The following is a 21,004-nucleotide window of genomic DNA, read 5'->3' as shown; positions in this document are numbered from 1 at the left end:
CGTGATCTCTCCAGAGGAGGTTTCGGTGGTGATTCCGACGCTTGACCCGGACCCAATTACACTCGAGTCTGTTCCAGACACCGTTGAAACAGCAGTTGTGTCCGAAGGGAATCGGGCGGAAGCACGGAATCTCGGGGCGGCGCAAACCGACGGTAAGATTCTCGTCTTCTGTGATGATGATATCACATTCGAAGAATCGTTCTTCTGGCAACACGTTCGTGAGGCCCGCCAAGGCCTGGTCATCGGCTTAGAGGACTTCGACTTTGGGCTGTTGCTGACTCGGTTTTTCGTCCTGTCACGGCAAGTCTTCGAATCACTTGGCGGGTTTGACGAACGGTTGAATCACATGGAGGACACCGAGTTCTGTCTTCACGCACTCAATAAGGGCCTAGAACTCCGCGGGCTTCCCAGAGACAGTATTCATCACGAAGAGCACGAGTCGGTTGGGCAGGGAACACTTCAAACACTACAGGCAACTGCATATCTCTGTGTCAGATATCCGCAGTATGCCCCAAGTCTTCTCAAAGGCGTTCTCAATTTTTAATTAATGACACGATATTCCTCTCAGGAAGTGCCATTGCTCACTTGCCCACAGTGTTGCGGGCTGATTCGAGACGCAACTACGGGCTGTGAGTGCGGTTGGGCCCCGACGCGACGGAGTGGAATCTTATCGTTTCGACAGCAGGATGAGACGTGTCCCTTGTACCGAGATCTCGCTGAAGAAACAGAGCGCACATCGCTTCGCAACGCAGTCGAGACCAGTAGCCTGGGGGGTGAAGAATTTGACTCAGTGGTCGCCGAACTATTCGAATATGGTCGCGACTGTTGGCGCTTGTTCGTTGGTCCGTTTCTCACCGGACGATGCTTGGACATCACTGCCGGAACCGGTCGTCGGACAGGCTTGCTAGCGGAGCAGTGTGAGTCTGTCGTGGCTCTTGGACAGTCGGTGGACCGACTTCGGATTCTTTCGAACCGAACTGATCTGCCGACAGATTCCGTCGTTCCCATCCATGGATCGCTGTCAGAGGTCCCACTCGCTCCTGGAACATTTGATACGATTGTGGCTGATTTAGCGAGCCTTCGGGATGACGTCGATCGCCTCAGTTTGTTCTCGACGATCGATACACTCCTCTCAAAACGAGGAACGGCGTTCGTCCTTACAGAAGGTGTGATCCAGGCAGACGGGGTCGCTGACAGCGTCCGTCGTCTTCGGTCTGTTCAGCGAGCGCTCCATGGGAACGGAGGGCCAATTAAAACCCTCCAGATCGCCAAAGCATATGGCCTGTACCCGAGTCCAAGTTGTCCGGACTACGCGCTCGACCCGACAAAACGAGACGAGATGCGACGGTTCCAGACGCTGGAGTTGACTGCCCGGACTATCACAGAACGGGCAGGCAAACAGATATTGACACTACTTCGCCGTCTGGGACTGCTTCAATACGCCCTACCCGGATACCTACTTGTCTTCTCCCGTCAGAGAGAACCAACAACGACAGACTTGTCGGGTGGCCTGATTCTCCGAGGGCGATACCGTTCCACGCTGTTCGATAGCTCTACCGACGGGGCTGACCGGATATATAAGGTTCCCAACGTCACGACGTATGAGCAGTTCAACAACCGCGAACAGGAGACCTTGGAGTACGTTCGCTCAACAAATGACGAGATTACTGGGACTCTTCCAACAGGAACGCGGATAGAGACACAGTTTGGTAATACCCGATCTGAACAACAGGTCCAAGGAACACAACTTCGTAATAGAGTCAAACGGTCCCCTGGGTCATTCCAGTGGGTGTTACGGACGGGTCTCAACTGGATCGCTCGTCTCCAACAACCGTATTGTGAGCACAAGATCGAGCGGACACCAACAGAGGTACAAGAATTCCTCTCTAACAGCACCGTCGGTATCGAGGTTCCTGCGCCCCCGGAACCGATATCGAGCTTCGAAACGGTCGTACACGGGGACTTCAATCAGGTGAACGTGTTTGTCGATGATACGGGAATTACTGGTGTAATCGACTGGGAGTACGCGGCGACAGCAGGCTCACCGTTTATTGATCCGACGAACTTTCTTCTGACCCTCGGCGTGCGCACGTTCGGCGACATTGACACTGCCGTAGACCGACTGTTTCTACAGGACTCCCCGTTCGCGCGAATCACGACTGAGGAACTCACACGATACGGCGAACAGGTTGGGATGGACCCGGTGACTATCGTTCGCCACTTGCCAGCTGGTTTGCAACACAGAATCAGTGTGAATTATTCATATCCCACGAGCCTTTCGCTTATCACGATCCCTGAGACGTTTGCGGTTTGGGGACGAAAGATTGCAGGCGAGTTGCCTGCGATTGTGCAGGCAGTTTCCCACAGAGCAGGGGCAGTGTCGCCCGATTGAGAGGCTTAAACGCCGATCGTCGTTTCGACGACTCGCTGTTGGGTTTCTCTGCTCCACTCTTCTTCTTCGGGAACCTGAAGCCGATACACGTCTGCGGTTTCGGCCACGGCTTCGTACACTTCGCGTTCACGAGAACGCAGTTGCATGAGCTGGTCCGTTAGCCCGTCCCGTTCTGGGAACAGCATGTCGTACGCGCTATACGTGTCATGGAGTGTCGTATTCCATTCGAAGTCAGTGATTGAACCCAGTATGCGGGCCATTGTTTTCGCCTCGATTGGTTCGATACGGCAGTGATCGATATCAGACTCCGTTGTTTCCAACAAAACGAGCTTGTCTATCGGGGTCTCTTGCGGGATCGTCACAATATCTTCGAAGAGATCTGACGGGTGGTACTTATATGAGTCTTTGATAACATGGTTATTGAGGTAATCGAGGACACCTCGCACAAAGCTGTGCTCCGGCATCCCCTCAGTTTGACTAGCGAGGGCCATACTCAGCCTATCTTTGAACCGTTCGAAGTTACTCCGGGCAAGCAGCTCTGGGAACGCACGGAGGTTATACTGAAGGAGATTAATCGGCATCGGATAGCTGTGGGCCATCCCACGTTCGTCCACGAACAGACGGTCATCAGACAGGAAGTCACCGCCTCGGACGGCGAAACTCAGCATCGTATTGGTCTTCCCGGTATGACGCCACGCGGGAAAGAGAAGCGTCTCTCCCTCATACCGGACACCTGAGCCGTGAATCATCGCCTTTCCCTCCGGCGCAAGTTGTTGCCTGAGCTGCCCCTCGAGGAGTGTCGTCAACGTTGACGTTGAAGCCTTGGACGAACACGCAACTTCAGTCCAATCCTCATCAACGGCGATTGTACTGGCGTGATCACGGAGGGTAAACCGATCCTCGGACCGCCCATAGAACCGCTTTGCCCCGCCAAGCTTGTGCTCGTGTCTCAACGATTGCGTGAGTTGGGATATTTGTAAATTTATATCGACATCGGTTCCTGTTGAGGAAAAAGACCCATACGCGTTTGAGAGCTTATCTAATGCATCTGTACTCCCGTCAATGCCGAGCTGATACCCGTATATGTCGAAGACGTTCATACGAGAGAGTTCTGTTATCAAGTAACGTTTTCCACTGGACATATGCATTCTGGTCTGTTCTGAGTCCCAGTCTCACCGGCCCCGTAGACACCGAATAGCGTAAGTATCCCGCGGGGACACTCCTCCACATGACTGACACACTGGCCGTCATTGCTCTTGACGCGGCTGATTATGCTCTCGCGCGTCGGTGGGACTGCGAAAACATTCTGCTCGAAAATAGCGGGCCACTGGAGACATTCACCTATTCGGCCGACCACCCGTACACACCTGAAGTTTGGACATCTGTCGCAACCGGCGTCCACCCCTCTGAACATGAGGTGACTGGTGACGCCGCAGACTGGGATTCGCTTGCTCTTCGGGTCGCAAGCCAAGCTACTCAGTTCTTCCCACACAAGGTGAGAAACACACTCGGGAAACCATTTCGAGAACGAGGCCACAGGCAGGAGATCCACCGAACTCACCTTCCTCATGCGTTCGAAACTGGTCAAGTATTCGGTTGGCCAGGTATTGCTGATGCGACTCACCTCTCAGAGGCCTGGAGTTGGGCGTCAAAGGTCAGCCATGGTGAGATGACCGAACGGGAACTTCGGCAGCGGACGATGGGAAATACGGGGAAAGAATTCGGCTGGATTGTGGGTATTACGGATATCGACACACCGATCGCAGGCGTTCATTCCCACGTTCTTGATGTGACAGGTCACGCCTTCGCAACGCGGGAGGCCAAGTTGCGAGAGTATTACGAGCGCGTCGACAGTATGCTTGGCTGGGTCCGGGAACGAACCGATGAGTTGGTCGTCCTCTCAGACCACGGTATCCGGGTTTCTTGGATCGACGATGGAGAGAGCGGTGTCCACAGTAACCGAGCGATGGTTGCAGCCACAGAAGGCGTCAAAGGTGACCTGCCGGAGTCTGTCTTCGATGTTCGAAAGTGGTTGGAACTGAATACTGACGACCGGGAACGGGGGGTAGATCAGACAGTCACAATGGACACTGCAGAAGAGCGCCTTCGCGAACTCGGATATATGGAGTAACCTCACAGAGATGTTCTGGAGATCGACTCGGGTCAGTTCACCGTATTCGATCGTGTAGCTGCCTGATGTAGTGGAGGTCAATACCTGTTTGCGATTCGATTGTCTCGGCGAGCATCATGTCCGATTTCTCAATGCCGCTACTGAGATACCCGAGCGTGGTCGTTGCAACAAGAGCGAACGCGGAGACAATGACCAGTAGCACTGAGTTGTCTTCAACAACGAACCACAACAGTCCGGCTACCAGTACTGTCGGGATGAGCGGCAAGAGCATCTGCCGTGAGAAGGGCATGATGCCGTATGTCCGATGGAGGAACCATGTCATCACACCATTTCGAACGACGTACGATGCGCTAGTCGCGGTTGCAGCACCGGCAATACCAAATCGAGGAATCAGAACGAGGTTCAGGACGATGTTCAGTCCGACCGTTCCGGCATCGAAGATGAAGATCTCTCGAGTATCCCCGAAACTGGTGAGCGTGTTGATGTTCGGCCCAACAAGGATGTGGGTCAAGAATCCGCCAATAAGAATCAGAAACGGGAGTGTTGCTTGAAGATATATCTCTGAATACAAGAGGGAAATGACCGTCTCCGGGAACACCACAGCAGTCAGGATAAACGGCACAGAAGCCAGAACGACCCACTTTGTAACTGCTTGGTAGATCATCGACGCTTGGTCTATTGCTCCCTCCTTGTGCAACTCAGATAGTTCTGGGACGTACATGAACCCGAGTGTCTGGTAAAACAGAAGTGTTGTCTGTCCGAGCACAAACGCAACATTATACTGCCCGACATCGGCCGAAGCTTGCAGTGTACCGATAAGAAGCGTGTCGACGTTGTTCATTAATCGCATAATGACTGCAGACCCAACTAGCGGCAGTGAGAACGCCAACAGTGAACGGTACGAACGGGCCGCCGGAGTGCCGATCGCGAACAGATCTGTCTCACGGTGGACGACATAGAGAGCGAGAAAGGCCGCAGTCCCCGTTGCGACAACGTATGCACTTGCGACACCTACGGCCTCAAAGCCAGCAGTTACCAATACGACGATGAACACGATTCTGACAATTGGTTGGAATATACTGGATATGAGGGCTTTTGCCGCCGGTTTTTTCACCGCCTGAAGCCCCCCATTCGAGACTTTTCGAAGACTGTAGAGAGGGACGACCACAGCAACCACCTCGAGTACAGGAATCAACGATGGATCGTTAAACACACGAACTGCCAGCGGTTCGGCGGCGAGAAACACGCCGACCCCACCAAAAACTGACAGAATAATGGACAACTGAAGCGCCGACAGGAGAATCCCTCGTCGTTCTTGATCCGTTTCTGCACGGGGATAATTTCGTGAAACACCCTGTCCCATTCCGAGATTCAGCAATTCCCCGAAGACGAACAGCATCGATAATGCGACAACCACAATCCCATAGCCGGTATCCCCAAGTGCCCTAGCTATGAAGATGCTCCCGCCGAAAGCGATGAGCTTGTGAAGTATCGAGCCGGCGAAAATGATGGCAGACCCGGAGACGATCCGGGAGATCGATCCAAGGCCTTCGTCGCTCATGTGGCGATGTATTAGTGTTCGCGGTATATACTCCCCGAAGAATAGGTGTTGACACCACCCGAGGAACTTAACAAGTGAGCCGATAGAGCGAACACAGATGTTGTTGTCGCATCCGCTCATCTCAAAGGCACGTACGTACTACCGTGAAAACGGTTTTAGCGCGACTGTTCGGATGAGCGGACGGTACGTACTATGGAGACTTGCAGGGGCTCGTTTTCTGTGGAAACACAAGAAGACAATCACGGGTTCCCGAGAGGGGCTTAAGATCCGGGGCGACGTTCGGCTTCTTGACAGTGGGGCTGAACAAGTCGTATTCGGCAACAGGGTAGAGCTCGTCGGGAATCTGGGACAGCCGACGTTTTTCAAAGTGGCCGGCCGCCTCACTGTCCACGACGACGTATTCATCAATCGGGGCTGTGAGATCTACGCAGCGACCGAGGTCGTCCTCAAAGAGGATGCCACGCTTGCTCCTGGTGTCGTGATCCGTGATTCTGATGTCCACGCTGTGGGCGACGGTGCCGTCGAGAAGCGTCCAGTCACGGTCGGTGAAAGCGCATGGCTGGGTACGCGAAGTATCATTCTGAAAGGCGTGACTATCGGCGACAACGCAGTCGTTGGTGCCGGTTCGATCGTCACTGACGATGTTCCTCCTAATACTGTCGTCGCTGGAAATCCAGCTAAGGTAGTCAAAGAACTGTGACCGATATTCCGGGCCTGCTGTCTTTCTGAATTCACAGAGTAGGCTTCGGCTCTTCGAGAGCGCGGTTTCCTGATGTTGTGATTATGTCCGTATAGTGGATACTGTTCACTCGACGGTGACGCTTTTTGCGAGGTTACGCGGCTTGTCGATTGCGCGCCCGAGTCGATTAGCCATGTGATAGGCAACAAGTTGCAACTGTACGTTTGCGAGCATCGGAGCAGTCCGCGGGTGAGTCTCAGGAATCATCAATACGTGATCTGCATACCGTTCGACATCGGATTTCCCGTCAGTTACGGCGATCACTGGGGCGTCGCGTGCCTCGACTTCTTTGACGTTGCCGATGGTCTTGCGTGCGCGTTCGTCGTCGCCGGTCACGATCGCAAACACCGGTGTGTTTTGTGTGACCAACGCGAGTGGACCATGTTTCAATTCACCGGCAGCGAAACCCTCTGCATGCTCGTAGGTGATCTCCTTGAATTTCAGTGCGCCTTCAAGAGCGACCGGGAAGTTCTGCCCACGACCAATGAAAAAGAATGATTCGTGGCTCAGGTACTTGTCGACGATTTCTTCGGCATTTGTCTGGTCAAGTACTTGTTGAATGTCACCAGGAACGTCCCGCAACCCGGCGACGAGATCACGTGACTTGACCCCACCGTTCGTAAGCGTCTCTGCCAAGAGGTTCAACGCGGTCAGCTGCGAGGAGAACGTCTTCGTCGCGGCGACGCCGATCTCCGGGCCCGAGCGGATGTACAGCGCGTGGTCGCACTCGCGGGCCGCGGTGCTGCCCACCACGTTCGTGAGCGCGAGCGTCTCGGCGCCCCGTCCCTGCGCCTCGCGGAGGGCGGAAAGGGTGTCCGCCGTCTCGCCGCTTTGCGTGACGCCGACGACGAGCCCGGACTCAGGGATGGGCGCGGGGCCGGTCGCGTACTCGCTGGCGAGGAACGCCTGCGCCGGGATACCAGCCTCGCGGAACAGCTCGACGCCGTACAGCGCCGCGTGATAGGAGGTCCCGCAGGCGACGAAGTGGACCGTCTCGGGTGTCCCCACGTCGTCGAGTTCCTCGACAGTGACCGTCCCCGAGAGCTCGTCGAGACGGCCGCTGAGCCCCTGTCGGAGCGCGGTGGGCTGCTCGTGGATCTCCTTGAGCATGTAGTGGTCGTAGCCGCTCTTGCCGGTCTGTTCGGCGCTCCACGTGACCGTGGAGACGTCCTTCTCGACGCGGTCGCCGTCGCGGTCGGTGACCGCCCACCCGTCGCTGTCGACGATCGCGACCTCGCCGTCGTCGAGATACACGACGTCGCGCGTGTGCTCGAGGAAGGCGGGCACGTCGCTGGCGAGGTAGTACCGGCCGTCGCCGACGCCGAGCACGAGCGGGGAGTCGTTGCGGGTCGCGAAGATCCGGTCGTCGCCCGCGACCACCGCCGCGATCGCGTAGCTGCCCTCGATGCGCTCGAGCGTGCGACGGAACGCCGCCTCAGGGTCCAGCTCTGCGTCGAGGTACGCCGCGAACAGATGCGGGATCACCTCGGTGTCGGTGTCGCTGGTGAAGGTGACGCCCTCGGCTTCGAGCTCGTCGCGCAGCGCCTGGTAGTTCTCGATGATCCCGTTGTGGACGACCGCGACCCGTCCCGATTCGTCGGTGTGGGGGTGGGCGTTCGCGTCCGTCGGCGGCCCGTGCGTACTCCAGCGCGTGTGGCCGATGCCGACGGGACCGGCCGGCGGGACGTCGCGGCCGGCGATCAGCTCGCGGAGCATCTCCAGGCGGCCCTCCTTCTTCTCCACGTCGATGGCCTCGTCGGCGAGGGCGACGCCCGCGGAGTCGTAGCCGCGGTACTCCAGGGTCTCCAGTCCGTCGAGGATCACGTCGAGCGTGTCGTCGCCGTGTCCGACGCAGCCGATGATCCCGCACATCAGCCCTGCACCTCCGTGTCCTCGTCGACGCTGCGGTGGAGCGTGACGCCGGCCGCGATGTCGGCGCCGGGGCCGACGAGCAGTCCCGGCCGAACCGTCGCGCCCCCGCCGAGTCGGGCGCGGTCGGCGAGCACGCACCCGAGTCGTTCGTCCTCGTGGACGCGGTCGCCGACGCGCACGTCGGCCGGGCCGCCGGGCGCGGTCGCCCCGGCGCCGATCTCGACCCCCTGGCCCGTGATCGAGTCGACGAGCGTCGCGTTCGCGCCCACGCGCGTGTCCGTGTCAACAACTGACCGCCGGACGACCGCGCCCGATTCGACCGTGACGTTCGGCCCGACTGCGGCGTCGGGACCGACGACGGCGCCGGGTTCGACGACCGCGTCCGGACCCACCACGATGGGGCCGTACAGAACGGCGTCCTCCGCGATCGACGCGGAGTCGGCGACGTACACTCCGGGTTCTGCTTCCGGTTCGTTCACGCGGCCGTCCGCGAGCAGCGTGCTCGCGAGGGCCGTGAGGTCCCACGGATACGTCACCTCGGAGTGGAGGCCGTCGGCCCTGACACCCCGCACGTGCCCGCCGCGGTCGATCAGGTCGGCGATCCCGTCGGTGAGCGCGAGCTCGCCGTCCGCGCGGTCGACGGCCTCGACCGTCGAGAGGAACGACGGGCCGAAGGCGTACACGCCGGCGTTGAGCAGCCGGTAGGCACCGGTCCCGGGTTTCTCGATGAGTTCCGAGACGGTCGACCCCTCGAGCGTGACGGCGCCGTACAGCGGCGCCTCCGCGGATTCGACGACGGCAAGCGTGCAGACATCCGCCGCGGAGTGAGCGTCGACGACGGCCGCGACGGTCTCGGTATCGACGACCTCGTCGCCGTTGACGACGAGGAAGTCGCCGTCGAGGCCGTCGCGTGCCTGGAGGAGGGCGTGTCCGCTGCCGAGTTGCTTCTCCTGTGTGTGGTAGGTGATCGTCCGGTTCCGGTAGGTCGGCCCGAAGTGGTTCTGAACGCGGTCGGCCTCGTAGCCGACGACGATGTGGAGGTCGTCGATCCCGGCGTCGATGAGAGCATCGAGGACGTACTCCAGGATCGGTCTGTTCGCGGCCGGAAGCATCGGCTTCGGACGGTACTTGGTGAGCGGTCTGAGTCGTTGGCCCTCGCCGGCCGCGAGGACGACTGCGGAGTTGATTGACATACTCGTGAGCGAGGAGGCAGGCTACTGTGTCTTTCGTCCCCGGGCGACCGGTCTAGCGGTCGGCGTCACTGTCCGTGGTCGACTCCGGTTCCTCCCGTTGTTCGCTGAGCTTCTCCCAGATCTCGGTGCAGCCCGCGCCGTCCTCGAGGTCGTGGAGGTGATCGTCATCCCGCGCTGAGTTACTCATCTTGTGAGTAACTGCAGCCCCCCATCGACATGAAGCTATCGGACACCGAACCGATCGTGAGAATCGGCGTCGACCGCCGTGGCTTATGAGCGAGACGTGCGTACGGTCCGCATGAGCAGTCACGACGCGGAGGCGCTTCTCGACCCGCTCGATCTGACCGAGTACGAGGAGCGGGCGCTCGAACACCTGCTCGAGTTGGGGCGGACGACCGCCCCCGACCTCTCCGAGGCGACCGGGATCCCGAAAGCTCGGATATACGGTGTGCTCGACGAGTTGGCTGACTCGGGGTACCTCAAGGTCATTCCCGGCCGGCCGAAGCAGTACCAGCCGAAGCCCCCCGAGGAGATCCTCGACCGCGCCGTCGAGAACCGACGGCAGGCGTACGAGACCGACCGGGCGCGGATCGAGGACGCCCGCGAGGAGTTCGTCGCGGCGTTCGGGCCGCTGTACGAACAGGCCAGCGAGGACATCTCGCCAACGGAGGAACTGTTTCACGTGGTCGACGTCGGCGACCCGAGCGAGCGCGAGACGCGGACGCTGTATGCGGAGGCACAACAGGAGGTACGGGTCATCACGAAGAGCTTCGAGTACTTCGACGCGATCGAGCCCGCCTTCGCCGACGCGTACGACCGGGATCGGACGCTTCGGGTGCTGTTCCTCGATCCCGAGTTGTTGGAACCCGCCAACCGGTCGGTCCAACGTGAAATCGTGGAGTACCTCCGCTCGACGTATCCGGCCGTCAAGTACCGCTTCAGCGCGACGCGACTCCCGTGGCGCGGGACGCTCATCGACCCGAGTCTCGAGTACGACTCCGGCGACGCCGTCCTCCTCGTCGAAGAGGAGGATGTTCCGCTACACAAACGACAGGCGGCGGTCACGGAGAACCACTCGTTCGTCGCGGGGCTGGGCCGCTACTTCGATCTCACGTGGAACCACGACACGCTGGACACCGATCCGTACGATAGCGGCTGAGCCTCAGGAGTCGGTCTCGGCTTTCGCCTCGAGGAGCTCCCGTATCGATCCGTCGACGGTCTCTCGGGGCGACCATCCCAGTGTCTCTTCCGCTGCGGAGATGTCCACCTCGAAGGACTCGACCATCGTCTCGCCGCTGCGAGGGTTCTCGACCAGTTCGATGTCGATGTCCTCGTCGAGTATCTCGGCGGCGTGTCGCCGGACGAGTTCGGCAACTTCCATCACACCGGGGTCCTCGCGGGAGGCGATCTCGTACTTCTCGACGCCGGTTTCGCCGCGGTCGAGCTGGTCGCGGAGTCGTTCGGCACTCCGCGCGTACGCGCGGGCCACGTCCTTGACGTGGATGAAGTTGCGCGCTTGCGTCCCCGGCTCGTAGACGGTGAGCGGCTCCCCAGCCGCAGCGCGGTTCGCGAAGAAGTTGATCACGGTCCCCTTCGAGACGCGCGTGTCGCCAACGATGTGCTCGCCGTAGAGGTTGGACTTGAGGTACAGGTGCGCGGGGAACGCGCCGTCCGCGAACGTCTCGATGGCACGCTCGTTCAGGACCTTCGTCCGGCCGTACCAGTTCAGCGGGTCGCGGTCGTCATCGACGGAGATCGGGAACGAGTCGGGGTCGCCGATGACGGCCATGCTGAACGGGAAGACCAGTCCGGCACCGGTCTTGCGACAGAACCAGGCGACGTTGTTCGTCCCGGTGACGTTCACGTCGTACGCGAGGTCGGGGTTGGTGTCGCAGTCGTCGACGCCGCTGACCGCCGCGAGGTGGAGGACGATGTCGGCGCCCGCGAGCGCGTCTTCGAGGTAGTCGCGGTCACGGATGTCGACGTGCTCGACATCGACGTCGTCGATCTGTCTGACCGTTCCGAGATAGAAGTTGTCGAGCGCGGTGATCGCCCACTCGGGGTGGTCGCGCTGGAGGATCTTGACGACGCGGCTGCCGATGAAGCCGGCCGCACCGGTGACCGCGACGTGGAACTCGTCCGTCGTGCTCATGCGCATCCACCGTCCGCGTCGGTGCAAATACCTCGCGATTCCCGTTCGAGGGAGCGACCGTCCGCGATCATCGGCGACCTCTTCCGACAGTACCGTTCCGGAACCGGTCGGCCAAGTCCGCGATCCCTGCACGGAGGTCGTGTTCGGGTTCGAAGCCGGTCTCGGCGACGCGGTCGAAGTTCACGTGATACGACGGACCGGGGTGCTCGTCCTCGAGATAGGTGATGTCGAGGTCGCGATCGAGGACGTCCCGGACGGTCTCGGCGATCTCCTCGACGCGGTAGTTCCCCCCGTTGGCGCCGACGTTGTAGACGAACTCGGACCAGTCCTCCGGGTCGAGTGCGGCCTGCGCGTACGCGCGGGCGGCGTCGGTCACATGGATGAACGGCCGCCAGTTCGAGCCGTCGCCGTACACCGTGAGCGGCCGGTCGGTGATCGCGCGGAACACGAAGTGATTGACGACGAGGTTGAACCGCATTCCCGGGGAGTAGCCGTAGTTCGTGCTCATGCGGAGCGCGGTGCCGTCGTAGCCGTACTCGTCGATCGCGTTCGCGAGGAGGTCCTCGGCCTCGTACTTCGATTCGGCGTAGGGGTTTAGCGGGTCCGGCTCGACGGTCTCGTCGATGTCGCGGGCGGCCGCCCGGCCGTAGATGTTGCACGAGGAGGCGAACACGACGTTGTCGACGTCGAGCTTCCCCGCCGCCCGGAGGACGTTCCGCGTCGCGTCGTAGTTGACGTGGAACGTTTCCTCGCGGCGGTCGTGCGTGCTGTCCGCGCCGGTGATCGCCGCGAGGTGGATGACGGTGTCACAGCCGCGCATCGCCGACTCGACGTCGCCGTACTCGGTGACGTCGCCGCGCCGGAAGCGCAGGCTGTCGTCGCTCCCGAGTCCGCTCCCCATGAGGTTGCGTGGCGACGACATCGAGAGGTCGTCGAGGACGGTGACGCGGTCGACGCGGTCGTCGTCGCGAAGGATCGGGACGAGCGCGCTGCCGATGTACCCACAGCCGCCGGTGACGAGAACGTGCATGCGTGATATGTGAGAGGGTGTCGGGTCGGTCAGTCGTCCGCCGCCGGGGGCGCCTCCGCGGAGTCGTCGTCGAGGCGGTCCTCGAGGACGCCCGGGAGGAAGCGGTCCTCGTAGGCGCCGATGCGGTCGGCGCGGTCGGCCAGTCGCTCGAAGACGCCGCGGATCCCCTCCTCGAAGGTCACCTGCTGGTCGCCGATGAGGTCCATGTAGCGGTCGTTGTCGATCTCCATCTGGTGGGTCTCGTCCTCGTCGCGCGGGTTCTCGAAGTGCTCGACCTCCGTGTCGAAGCCGAACTTGGTGGCGACCTCGGCGATGGTCGTCCCCATCTCAACGATGGAGATCGGGCGCGTAACCTGATTGTAGACGACGTGGTCGTCCGGGCGGTCGTCGGGGTCGTTCAGCGCGAGTCGCGCGAGCCCCTCGACGGCGTCCTCGAGGGAGACGAACGGCTTGCGCTGTTCGCCCTTGCCGTACACGGTGATCGGGTAGCCCGCGATCGCCTGCGCGGCGAAGCGGTGGGCGACGACGCCGAAGTAGTAGTCGAAGTCGAAGCGCGTCGCGAGGCGGTCGTCTGCTGCGGTTTCCTCCGTGGCGGCACCGTAGGTGATGGCGGTGCGCACGTCCGAGACGGGGATGCCGAACTGCTTATTCGCGAGCCGGAGGTTCGCCGCGTCGTGGGACTTGGTGAGGTGGTACCAGCTGCCCGCCATCGCCGGGAAGGGTACGTCGTCGCGGTCGCCTTGGTTCTCCATCGTCGCGCCGCCCTCGGGGATGGGGAACTCAGGGGCGCCGTACACGCCCGTGGTGGTCGTCTCGATGAGGTGGGTGTCGGCGAGGTCGTTCTCGTGGAAGCCCCACGCGAGGTTGCGCGTGGACTGCATGTTGTTGTGTTGTGTGAAGTTGGCGCGCTCGCCGTTGATCTGCGAGTAGGGGGCGGAGGGTTGGGCAGCGGTATGGACGATTGTCTCTGGCTCGTGGACCTGGAGGAGTTCGTCGACGAACGAGCGGTCGGTGAGGTCGCCCTCGACGAACGAGAGATTTGTGAGTCCGTGCACTTCCTCCGCCGCTTCGAGGCGCGTCTCGATGTCCGCGACTGGCGTCGCGGAGACGGAGCCGACCTCCGAGACCCATTCGCGCCGGCCGAAGTTGTCGACGAGCACGACGCGGTCGTCCGTTCGGGAGGCGATACGTAGCGACGTGGGCCAACCGAGGTAGCCGTCGGCGCCCGTGACGAGGATCGTCATCGGTTACTCAGCTTGTGAGTAACCAAGAGTTCACTTGAATCTTGTTATCGGAGTATCGGACGGGAGAACCTCGATACGTGTGGAAAACGGGTACGGATCAACAGCGTCGGTTAGTCCCGAATTGAGTTCGTCGTTACCCACCCAGTGTGATGGTCCGGGGACGGGATGAGATTCGCCTCTGCGTAAACTGCTTCAAGCGTATCGAGGTGAGACAGTGAGTTGTCTCGCGCGACATCGTGTCCGAGCACACAATCGCGCGAGCACACTTACCACGTGCGAGTGCGTCATCGGAGTAGTACATGATCGCGCCAGGCGAAGGCAGTCGTGCCGGGCGGACTGTCGAGACGACGCCGCGTCGCGATCGTGGTCCCGGCGAGATTCATCGTGTCTTCGATCGGTTCGACGCAGAGTTGCTCGATGCGACATCACGGAGTGAGCCACGGCGGCTCGAGATCACCGTGGCCATCTGAGCTTCCGTTCTTCTTGAGATACACACCGCGGTCAACGAGATTGCTGAGACGACGTATCGTGATGTTTGTTCTCAACTCGTCAGAGGAGGATTCATCCAGATCCGATCGCAGTCACTTACTCCAAGCAGGTTCGGCTACCTTCTATGCGCAGGGAGACGATCGCCGAGCATCTCGACCGCTACGACGAGACACAGGGACTCCTGCCGGGTGAGTTAGAGACGTTCGGCGAACAGTATCGGAACCAAGGCTATCTCACCCGAGATCAGCTCTACGAGATCGCGTACCTGTCGTCGACGCGCAGCGCGTACCATGTCGAATCCAACCTGGAGGAACGCTGTCGCGAGGTGACGCGTAACGTCCGTACCGTCGACGGCGACTTCTCGAAGGTCCGGCTGATGACGGGACTCAGCGGGTTTCAAGCCCCGACGACGTCGTGTGTGCTTACGGCGCTGGATCCGGAGCGGCACGCGGTCGTCGACACGAGGGTGTGGGCGACGCTGGAGCGGTTCGACTATCTGGAGGGACGCAAGGAATCGTTCGACGCCGCCGACTACGTGGCGATGATCGATCCGATCCGGGAGATCGCCACCGAGACTGGGTATACCCCCGCGGAGGTCGGGTACGCGCTGTTCGCGTACGATGCCGTGCATCGTGAGGGGACGCTGCACTGACACCCCCGTCGGCGGGACGCCCGAGACGGACGGCAGTCACATAGAGGCCGACGACAGCAGTTAGAACGATTCGCCGGACTCGGACTCCGGGACGACCGATGAGTCAGACGACGAGCCCGATACCGACACGCCGACTGAGACGCCGCCGGAGACACCGACAGCAACGCCGGTAGAGACGCCGACCGGACACAGCGAGCCCACAGCCGAAGACAGCGAGTCGGGTGACGAGCCGCCGAGCGACACCACCGGAGGAGAGTCGGCGAACGACGCTGGTGAGGGTGGTCCGCCCGCGTCCGCGGACGGCGGCCAGTCCGGGGACGGACCCGGGTCGATCACGCTCACTCTCGGTGTCGATGCGTCGGTCGACTCCCCGATCAGCACCGACCGCGGAGACGTCGACGTGGTCGCCGGGACCGTCTCCGGGACCGCCGAGTGGTCACGGCCGCGGGCAACGCACGCCGAGGTGACCGTCGGCTTCGGAACCGACGACACGACAGTGCAGGTCCGCAGCGTCACTACCACGGTCGCGAATCGGACGGAGTTGACGCTGGCGAACGCGCTTGTCGACACGCGACTCCAGTTCCTGACGGCGGGCGAGGCCGACGATCTCTCGGTCGCAGCCGACGGCCGGACCAGGACATACGACCGAACGGTGACGGTGACGGTCACGCTGTACGCCGGCGACCAGGATACCGAGACGGTGGCGGCCGACGTGCCGGTTGAGATCGTCGTGACGAACGAGCCCGGAAACAGCGAGGAGTCGGGCGGATCGAACGCGGGGGCGACGTAGTGACTTGACCGGATGGGTAGAGCTATCCACGGCGTCGGCCCTACACGCTCGTGATGCGGGCCACCCTCTCGCTCGCGGACACGCCGTTCGAGGACCGCGAGTTCAGCTGGTTGTGGGTGATCGCGACCGGGCTGTACGGCGTGGGCGATATCGTCACCACGCTGGCGTTGATCGGCTACATTCCAGCGATCGACGAGGGAAATCTCGAGATGGCTGTCGCAGTCGAGTCGTTCGGTCTCGTGGGACTGATCGCGCTGAAGGCGGTCGTGTTCGGGGCATGTCTCGCCGTCAGTCTCTGGGGGGCACGGGCCGGGGACCGGCTCGTCTTCTACACGCCGCCGGCGTTGCTCGCGGTCGTCGGCGCGTTCACCACGGCGTACAATCCCCGACTGCTCGTCGGCGTCGCGTGAGCTGAATCGAAAGCGTGGCGTGATCAAGCGGCTTGCACTTGGGTCCCGTCCAGTCGATATACGCGGGAATCATCAACGGAGACGAGTACATCGTGAGAGTGTCAGTTACTGAGTGCCACAGGATTCGAGGTTCGCATATCGTATCACGACCACCTCGGAGGATCGGATGATCGGGATCAGTAATCCGGGGTGGCCCGACGCATGCCGCCAGGTCGTCGGTGGTCCGAACGTGTCCTCCATAGAGTGTAACCCCGATCTTCCGAGCCCACTCAATCCGGCCGAGTTACGTGAGACTTAACCCGATTCCCCTGACAACTGTTCGGTAATGGACCGAGGCTGGCGGTATCGACTGGGCAGCGTCGCGGGAGTGGTTCTCCTGTCGGCGTTCGCGGTCGGCGTGGTCAACAACGCCACCGTCCAGTCGCTCGCGTCGATGGCTCCCGTGCTGGGGCAGCTGCCGACGGATCCCCCGGCTGCGCCGGAGTTTACCATCGAGTTATTGGTGACAGTTGCGGTGATTACGGGCGCGTTCTTCCCGCTTTACCGCCCGCGGCCGCGTCGGATCCTCAACACGGTCGCGCTCGTGCACAAGCGCCTGTTCGTCGCCATCCTCGCGGTCGCAACTGTCGGCTACTTCGACTACACCTACGCAGTCCCGCGGATGACGGTGCTGCTCGTGACACCGATCCTCTTTGTCGCGCTCCCGCTATGGTTCGTGTGGGTGGGGCGCCGTCCCAACAGTGAGTCCGAGCGGGTGCTTGTCGTCGGCGACGACCCCGGGGTGATTGAGGACGTGATCAGTGAGTTGGACCGAGCGCCGCTGGGTTACCTCTGCCCGACGACCACGCTACGTGCCCATGAGACAGTGGGGGACCCTGTAGTCGCCGACGGGGGGGTGTCGCTCGGCGGGGTGAGTAGGCTCGGTGGACTGTCTCGCATTGAGGACGTGCTAGTGGAGCAAGACGTGGACACCGTGGTGCTTGCGTTCGCTCAGGCCGACCGGGCGGAGTTCTTCGGGGCGCTGGACGCGTGTTACGAGCACGGCGTCGACGCGAAGGTGCATCGCGACCACGCTGACACGGTATTGACTGGTGATGATGAGATGGGGACGCTGGTGGACGTGGTGATCGAGCCATGGGACGTGCAGGACTACATGGCGAAGCGGGCGTTCGATGTGGCGTTCTCGGTGGCGGGGTTGGTCGCGGTGTCGCCGGTGATCTTGGGGATCTGTGTGGCGATCAAGCTGGACGACGGGGGAACGGTGTTGTATCGTCAGGAGCGGACAGCCGTGTTCGGTGAGACGTTCGACGTGTACAAATTCCGGTCGATGGTCGAGAACGCCGAGGCTGAGACGGGTGTGACGCTCAGTGCTGAGGACGACGGCGGCGTGGACCCGCGTGTGACGGACGTGGGTCGCGTGTTGCGGCAGACGCATCTTGATGAGATCCCGCAACTCTGGTCTGTGCTGTGGGGTGATATGAGCGTGGTCGGACCGCGTCCAGAAAGACCGGAGTTAGACTCTGACATACAGACTGGTGTGGTGGACTGGCAGAAGCGGTGGTTCGTAAAACCAGGGCTGACTGGGCCGGCGCAGGTGAGTGGAGTTACAGGTGTTGAGCCGGATCAGAAGTTGCGATATGACTTAGAGTATGTTCGCGACCAGTCGTTGGGATATGATTTCAAGCTTGTTACAAGACAGGTGTGGATTGTATTGGATGAAGTGATATAAGACCATTATCTACTCATTCTAAGCCGTCCGCTGGGATTCTGACCGTCAGGCCCCATTATCGCCAGGACGCAAATCATAATTATGTCGATGCGAAACTCCAGTCAATGACAACAGTTACTCTTGGATTGGATGGTGGGAGCTTCGAACTCATTGAGCCTTGGTTACAAAACAATAAGCTCCCGAATATTGAGTATATACAGAGAAAAGGAACCGCTGGAGATATGCAGAGCTGTGTACCGCCGGTAACGTGTCCGAATTGGCAATGTTACGCCACCGGGCAAAATCCGGGGAAACTCGGAGTTTTCTGGTGGGAAACGATAGATAGAGAGAAGCATAATATACGTAATACAAGCAGAATTGAGAATTTTGATGGTGAACCGTTTTGGCGACGGCTTAATCATGATGTCGCAGTAATTAACCTTCCTACAAGTTATCCGCCACCGGATGTTAATGGAATCCACATTTCCGGCGGTCCAGGAGCAGAGCAAACCGGTTTTACTAGTCCTGCGTCATTAGAGAGTAAACTGAGAGATGAATACGATTATCAAGTCCACCCGGAACAGATATCCTTACTTTCAAAAGATAATCCCGATAGCCCGTGTGTTGACGAAATATACCGATTGATAGATCAGCGGTTCGATGTACTCCTCGATGAATTAGCCACCGGTGAGTATGAGTATATACATCTGACAGTATTCTACCTGAACATGCTCCAACATTTTTATTGGGACGATCCCGTCGTTGAGAAAGCTTGGCAACGGATCGACGACCGCGTCGGCGAGTTATTAGAGGCAGATGAACTCAATCGATTACTCGTGATGTCCGATCATGGTTCAAACGAAACTAAGATTGAATTTCACATTAACACTTGGCTTAAACAACAGGGATACTTGATCACTACCGATAGCAGTACAGATTGGTTGTCGCGGTTGGGAATCACCAGAGAACGTATTCGTCCGTTCCTCGGAAAACTCGGAATTGAGTGGTGGCTACGTCAATTTATTCCAGACCGGGTCCAAGATATGCTTCCGTCAGAGGACGGACGGATTAAAAAGAGTGGCAAAGAGTCGGTCATCGATTGGGATCAATCAACAGCCGTGGCTAGTGGGCAGGGCCCTCTGTATGTTCTCTCCGATGATCCGACTGAACACGAACGAATCCGTAGTGAACTTATTGAAGCACTTGATGGACTAGTCGATGACCAAGGAACCACTGTCGTGAGCGAGGCACTCCCAGCTGCTTCCGTGTATAATGGCCCATACCTTGACGAAGGTCCCGATATAATTCTTCGGCAAGCACCCAATGTCCATATTGATGGGAGCATCGGGGCTGATTCTGTTTTCGATGACCCCGATACGTGGCGAGGAGAGAACAAGGAAACTGGTTTTTTCATGGCGTACGGAGACGATTTCGTCACGGACTCATTCTCGTCGGAGATGCACATTCTAGACATCGCTCCGACAATTCTCCATCTACATGGCGAGGATATTCCCACCTTCTTTGACGGGACGGTTCGAAGTGAGTTATTCGCGGCCGGTTCAGATGCGGCAGATCGCGAACCGAACCGAGTCACGGCCAGCGACGAGATAGATCAGAGGGCAGTCGATAGAACGGGATCCGTATCTGATCGGCTCGAAGACTTGGGATACAAATGAGCAAGCCCGGAGTATTCATTGTTTCGCTCGATACGGAACTGGCGTGGGGGAGGTTCGATATGATCGATGTCGAGACAGAACGCTCAGCTTTCGAAAATACTCCAGCAGTAATCGAGGATCTTGTAAGACTGTTTGATCGGCACGAAATCTCAGCGACGTGGGCGCTCGTCGCCCACCTCCTCAGAGACTGTGAAGGCAGCCACGAGGAACCAGAGCCAGCCTTCGAGTGGATTGATTGGATGTCGGCGTTACCCTGTCGGAGCAAAGTGAGTCGGGACCTCTGGTACGCTCCTGAGATACTGGAAACGATTCGAAACGCAACGGTGGATCATGATATAGGCCTCCATGGGTATACCCACATGATACTCGGTGCGAACGGCTGTTTCGATGACGTGGCCGCGGCAGAGATAGATACAGCACTGGATATCGCAGCTGCAGAGGGTATCGATCCGGACAGTTTCATTTATCCACGTAACGAGATTGGCCATCAAAAATTACTCGCTGACCGTGGATTTGAGGTGTACCGCGGACTCGATCAACGATGGTTCGAGCATGAGAATGTTCCCAAAGTTGTAAAACCGGGAATACGCTTCCTTGAGGAATTAACGCAGTTGACACCCCCGACGGTCACGCCAAGCAAACGCCGTGGACTGGTCAAAATTCCGGGATCACAGGTGTTCAGACCATATCACAACGGCTGGCAGTACACTCCATGTCACTCACAGCGAACGCGAGCTAAGAAGGGACTGCGCCGAGCTGCTGAGACCGGCGAAATATTCCACTTGTGGTTTCATCCATGTAACCTGGCCAGTGATCGGGACATGCTACTCGCTGAACTCGATGCGATCCTTGGTACGGCAGCAGAACTCCGTGACGAGGGCGAACTGGAAGTGATGTCGATGTCGGATGTCGCAACAGCATATCGGGAGGGACGCTGGCAGAGGGGAGACAACAGATGAGTGAGG

At 59.6% G+C, this 21,004-nt stretch carries 19 protein-coding genes; 11 read left to right on the top strand and 8 right to left on the bottom strand.

The window, feature by feature from the left end; genetic code table 11:
• Nucleotide 1: 1 nt before the first annotated feature.
• Both GRX01_RS11045 and GRX01_RS11040 read left to right on the top strand, forming a co-directional pair.
• A complete protein-coding gene (locus GRX01_RS11045) occupies nucleotides 2–544 on the top strand; it encodes a glycosyltransferase family 2 protein (protein WP_159667069.1) in 543 nt (180 codons plus the stop codon).
• Nucleotides 545–865: 321 nt separating this feature from the next.
• The gene (locus GRX01_RS11040) at nucleotides 866–2,392 is read left to right on the top strand and encodes a phosphotransferase (protein WP_159667066.1); all 1,527 of its coding nucleotides are present in this window, start codon (nucleotides 866–868) and stop codon (nucleotides 2,390–2,392) included.
• Between the two features lie 5 nt (nucleotides 2,393–2,397).
• Here the strand turns inward: GRX01_RS11040 and GRX01_RS11035 are convergent, their stop codons facing one another.
• Nucleotides 2,398–3,492: a hypothetical protein gene (locus GRX01_RS11035; protein WP_159667063.1), complete on the bottom strand. Its 1,095-nt coding sequence runs from the start codon at nucleotides 3,490–3,492 to the stop codon at nucleotides 2,398–2,400.
• A gap of 128 nt (nucleotides 3,493–3,620) precedes the next feature.
• Here GRX01_RS11035 and GRX01_RS11030 point away from each other — a divergent pair, with 128 nt between their 5' ends.
• Nucleotides 3,621–4,523 (top strand): alkaline phosphatase family protein, encoded by a 903-nt coding sequence (locus GRX01_RS11030; protein ID WP_159667060.1) that lies wholly within the window; start codon nucleotides 3,621–3,623, stop codon nucleotides 4,521–4,523.
• Nucleotides 4,524–4,560: 37 nt separating this feature from the next.
• Here GRX01_RS11030 and GRX01_RS11025 read toward each other — a convergent pair whose 3' ends face one another.
• Nucleotides 4,561–6,084 (bottom strand): oligosaccharide flippase family protein, encoded by a 1,524-nt coding sequence (locus tag GRX01_RS11025; RefSeq protein ID WP_159667057.1) that lies wholly within the window; start codon nucleotides 6,082–6,084, stop codon nucleotides 4,561–4,563.
• 172 nt (nucleotides 6,085–6,256) lie between these two features.
• On the opposite strand from GRX01_RS11025, the gene GRX01_RS19410 reads away from it, so the two are divergent.
• Nucleotides 6,257–6,784: an acyltransferase gene (locus GRX01_RS19410; RefSeq protein WP_159667054.1), complete on the top strand. Its 528-nt coding sequence runs from the start codon at nucleotides 6,257–6,259 to the stop codon at nucleotides 6,782–6,784.
• 105 nt (nucleotides 6,785–6,889) lie between these two features.
• Here GRX01_RS19410 and glmS read toward each other — a convergent pair whose 3' ends face one another.
• From glmS to GRX01_RS19375, 3 genes are read right to left on the bottom strand one after another with little or no spacing between them, the layout of a single operon-like run.
• Nucleotides 6,890–8,695: a glutamine--fructose-6-phosphate transaminase (isomerizing) gene (glmS, locus tag GRX01_RS11015; protein ID WP_159667051.1), complete on the bottom strand. Its 1,806-nt coding sequence runs from the start codon at nucleotides 8,693–8,695 to the stop codon at nucleotides 6,890–6,892.
• Complete coding sequence (locus GRX01_RS11010; protein ID WP_159667048.1) at nucleotides 8,695–9,888, bottom strand: sugar phosphate nucleotidyltransferase; 1,194 nt, start codon at nucleotides 9,886–9,888, stop codon at nucleotides 8,695–8,697. The genes glmS and GRX01_RS11010 overlap by 1 nt, the downstream gene beginning before the upstream one ends.
• Before the next feature lie 52 nt (nucleotides 9,889–9,940).
• Nucleotides 9,941–10,075: a hypothetical protein gene (locus GRX01_RS19375; protein ID WP_267903202.1), complete on the bottom strand. Its 135-nt coding sequence runs from the start codon at nucleotides 10,073–10,075 to the stop codon at nucleotides 9,941–9,943.
• Between the two features lie 111 nt (nucleotides 10,076–10,186).
• On the opposite strand from GRX01_RS19375, the gene GRX01_RS11005 reads away from it, so the two are divergent.
• Nucleotides 10,187–11,047 carry a TrmB family transcriptional regulator gene (locus tag GRX01_RS11005; RefSeq protein ID WP_159667045.1) on the top strand — a complete coding sequence of 287 codons (861 nt, stop codon included), beginning with the start codon at nucleotides 10,187–10,189 and terminating at the stop codon, nucleotides 11,045–11,047.
• Nucleotides 11,048–11,050: 3 nt separating this feature from the next.
• Here GRX01_RS11005 and GRX01_RS11000 read toward each other — a convergent pair whose 3' ends face one another.
• The 3 genes from GRX01_RS11000 to GRX01_RS10990 all read right to left on the bottom strand — a co-directional run bounded on the left by GRX01_RS11000 (nucleotide 11,051) and on the right by GRX01_RS10990 (nucleotide 14,314).
• Nucleotides 11,051–12,040 carry an NAD-dependent epimerase/dehydratase family protein gene (locus GRX01_RS11000; protein WP_159667042.1) on the bottom strand — a complete coding sequence of 330 codons (990 nt, stop codon included), beginning with the start codon at nucleotides 12,038–12,040 and terminating at the stop codon, nucleotides 11,051–11,053.
• Nucleotides 12,041–12,107: 67 nt separating this feature from the next.
• The gene (locus GRX01_RS10995) at nucleotides 12,108–13,070 is read right to left on the bottom strand and encodes an NAD-dependent epimerase/dehydratase family protein (protein WP_159667039.1); all 963 of its coding nucleotides are present in this window, start codon (nucleotides 13,068–13,070) and stop codon (nucleotides 12,108–12,110) included.
• 29 nt (nucleotides 13,071–13,099) lie between these two features.
• Nucleotides 13,100–14,314, bottom strand: a complete 1,215-nt coding sequence (locus GRX01_RS10990; protein WP_159667036.1) for an NAD-dependent epimerase/dehydratase family protein — start codon at nucleotides 14,312–14,314, stop codon at nucleotides 13,100–13,102.
• Nucleotides 14,315–14,927: 613 nt separating this feature from the next.
• Between GRX01_RS10990 and GRX01_RS10985 the strand changes: the two genes are divergently transcribed.
• From GRX01_RS10985 to GRX01_RS10960, 6 genes are all read left to right on the top strand, one after another.
• Nucleotides 14,928–15,455, top strand: coding sequence for a hypothetical protein (locus GRX01_RS10985; protein ID WP_159667033.1), 528 nt, complete (start codon nucleotides 14,928–14,930; stop codon nucleotides 15,453–15,455).
• Between the two features lie 400 nt (nucleotides 15,456–15,855).
• Complete coding sequence (locus tag GRX01_RS10980) at nucleotides 15,856–16,245, top strand: hypothetical protein (RefSeq protein ID WP_159667030.1); 390 nt, start codon at nucleotides 15,856–15,858, stop codon at nucleotides 16,243–16,245.
• 53 nt (nucleotides 16,246–16,298) lie between these two features.
• Complete coding sequence (locus GRX01_RS10975; RefSeq protein ID WP_159667287.1) at nucleotides 16,299–16,655, top strand: hypothetical protein; 357 nt, start codon at nucleotides 16,299–16,301, stop codon at nucleotides 16,653–16,655.
• Between the two features lie 325 nt (nucleotides 16,656–16,980).
• Entirely contained in the window at nucleotides 16,981–18,384 is a 1,404-nt protein-coding gene (locus GRX01_RS10970) for a sugar transferase (protein WP_159667027.1), read from the top strand.
• Between the two features lie 104 nt (nucleotides 18,385–18,488).
• Nucleotides 18,489–20,039, top strand: a complete 1,551-nt coding sequence (locus GRX01_RS10965) for an alkaline phosphatase family protein (RefSeq protein ID WP_159667024.1) — start codon at nucleotides 18,489–18,491, stop codon at nucleotides 20,037–20,039.
• A complete protein-coding gene (locus tag GRX01_RS10960; RefSeq protein ID WP_159667021.1) occupies nucleotides 20,036–20,998 on the top strand; it encodes a DUF2334 domain-containing protein in 963 nt (320 codons plus the stop codon). The genes GRX01_RS10965 and GRX01_RS10960 overlap by 4 nt, the downstream gene beginning before the upstream one ends.
• Nucleotides 20,999–21,004: the final 6 nt, after the last annotated feature.

It is taken from the genome of Halobaculum saliterrae, from assembly GCF_009831625.1.
Lineage (GTDB): Archaea > Halobacteriota > Halobacteria > Halobacteriales > Haloferacaceae > Halobaculum > Halobaculum saliterrae.
Note: the sequence above shows the minus strand (reverse complement) of the source record. Positions and strands in the feature narration are given on the sequence as shown.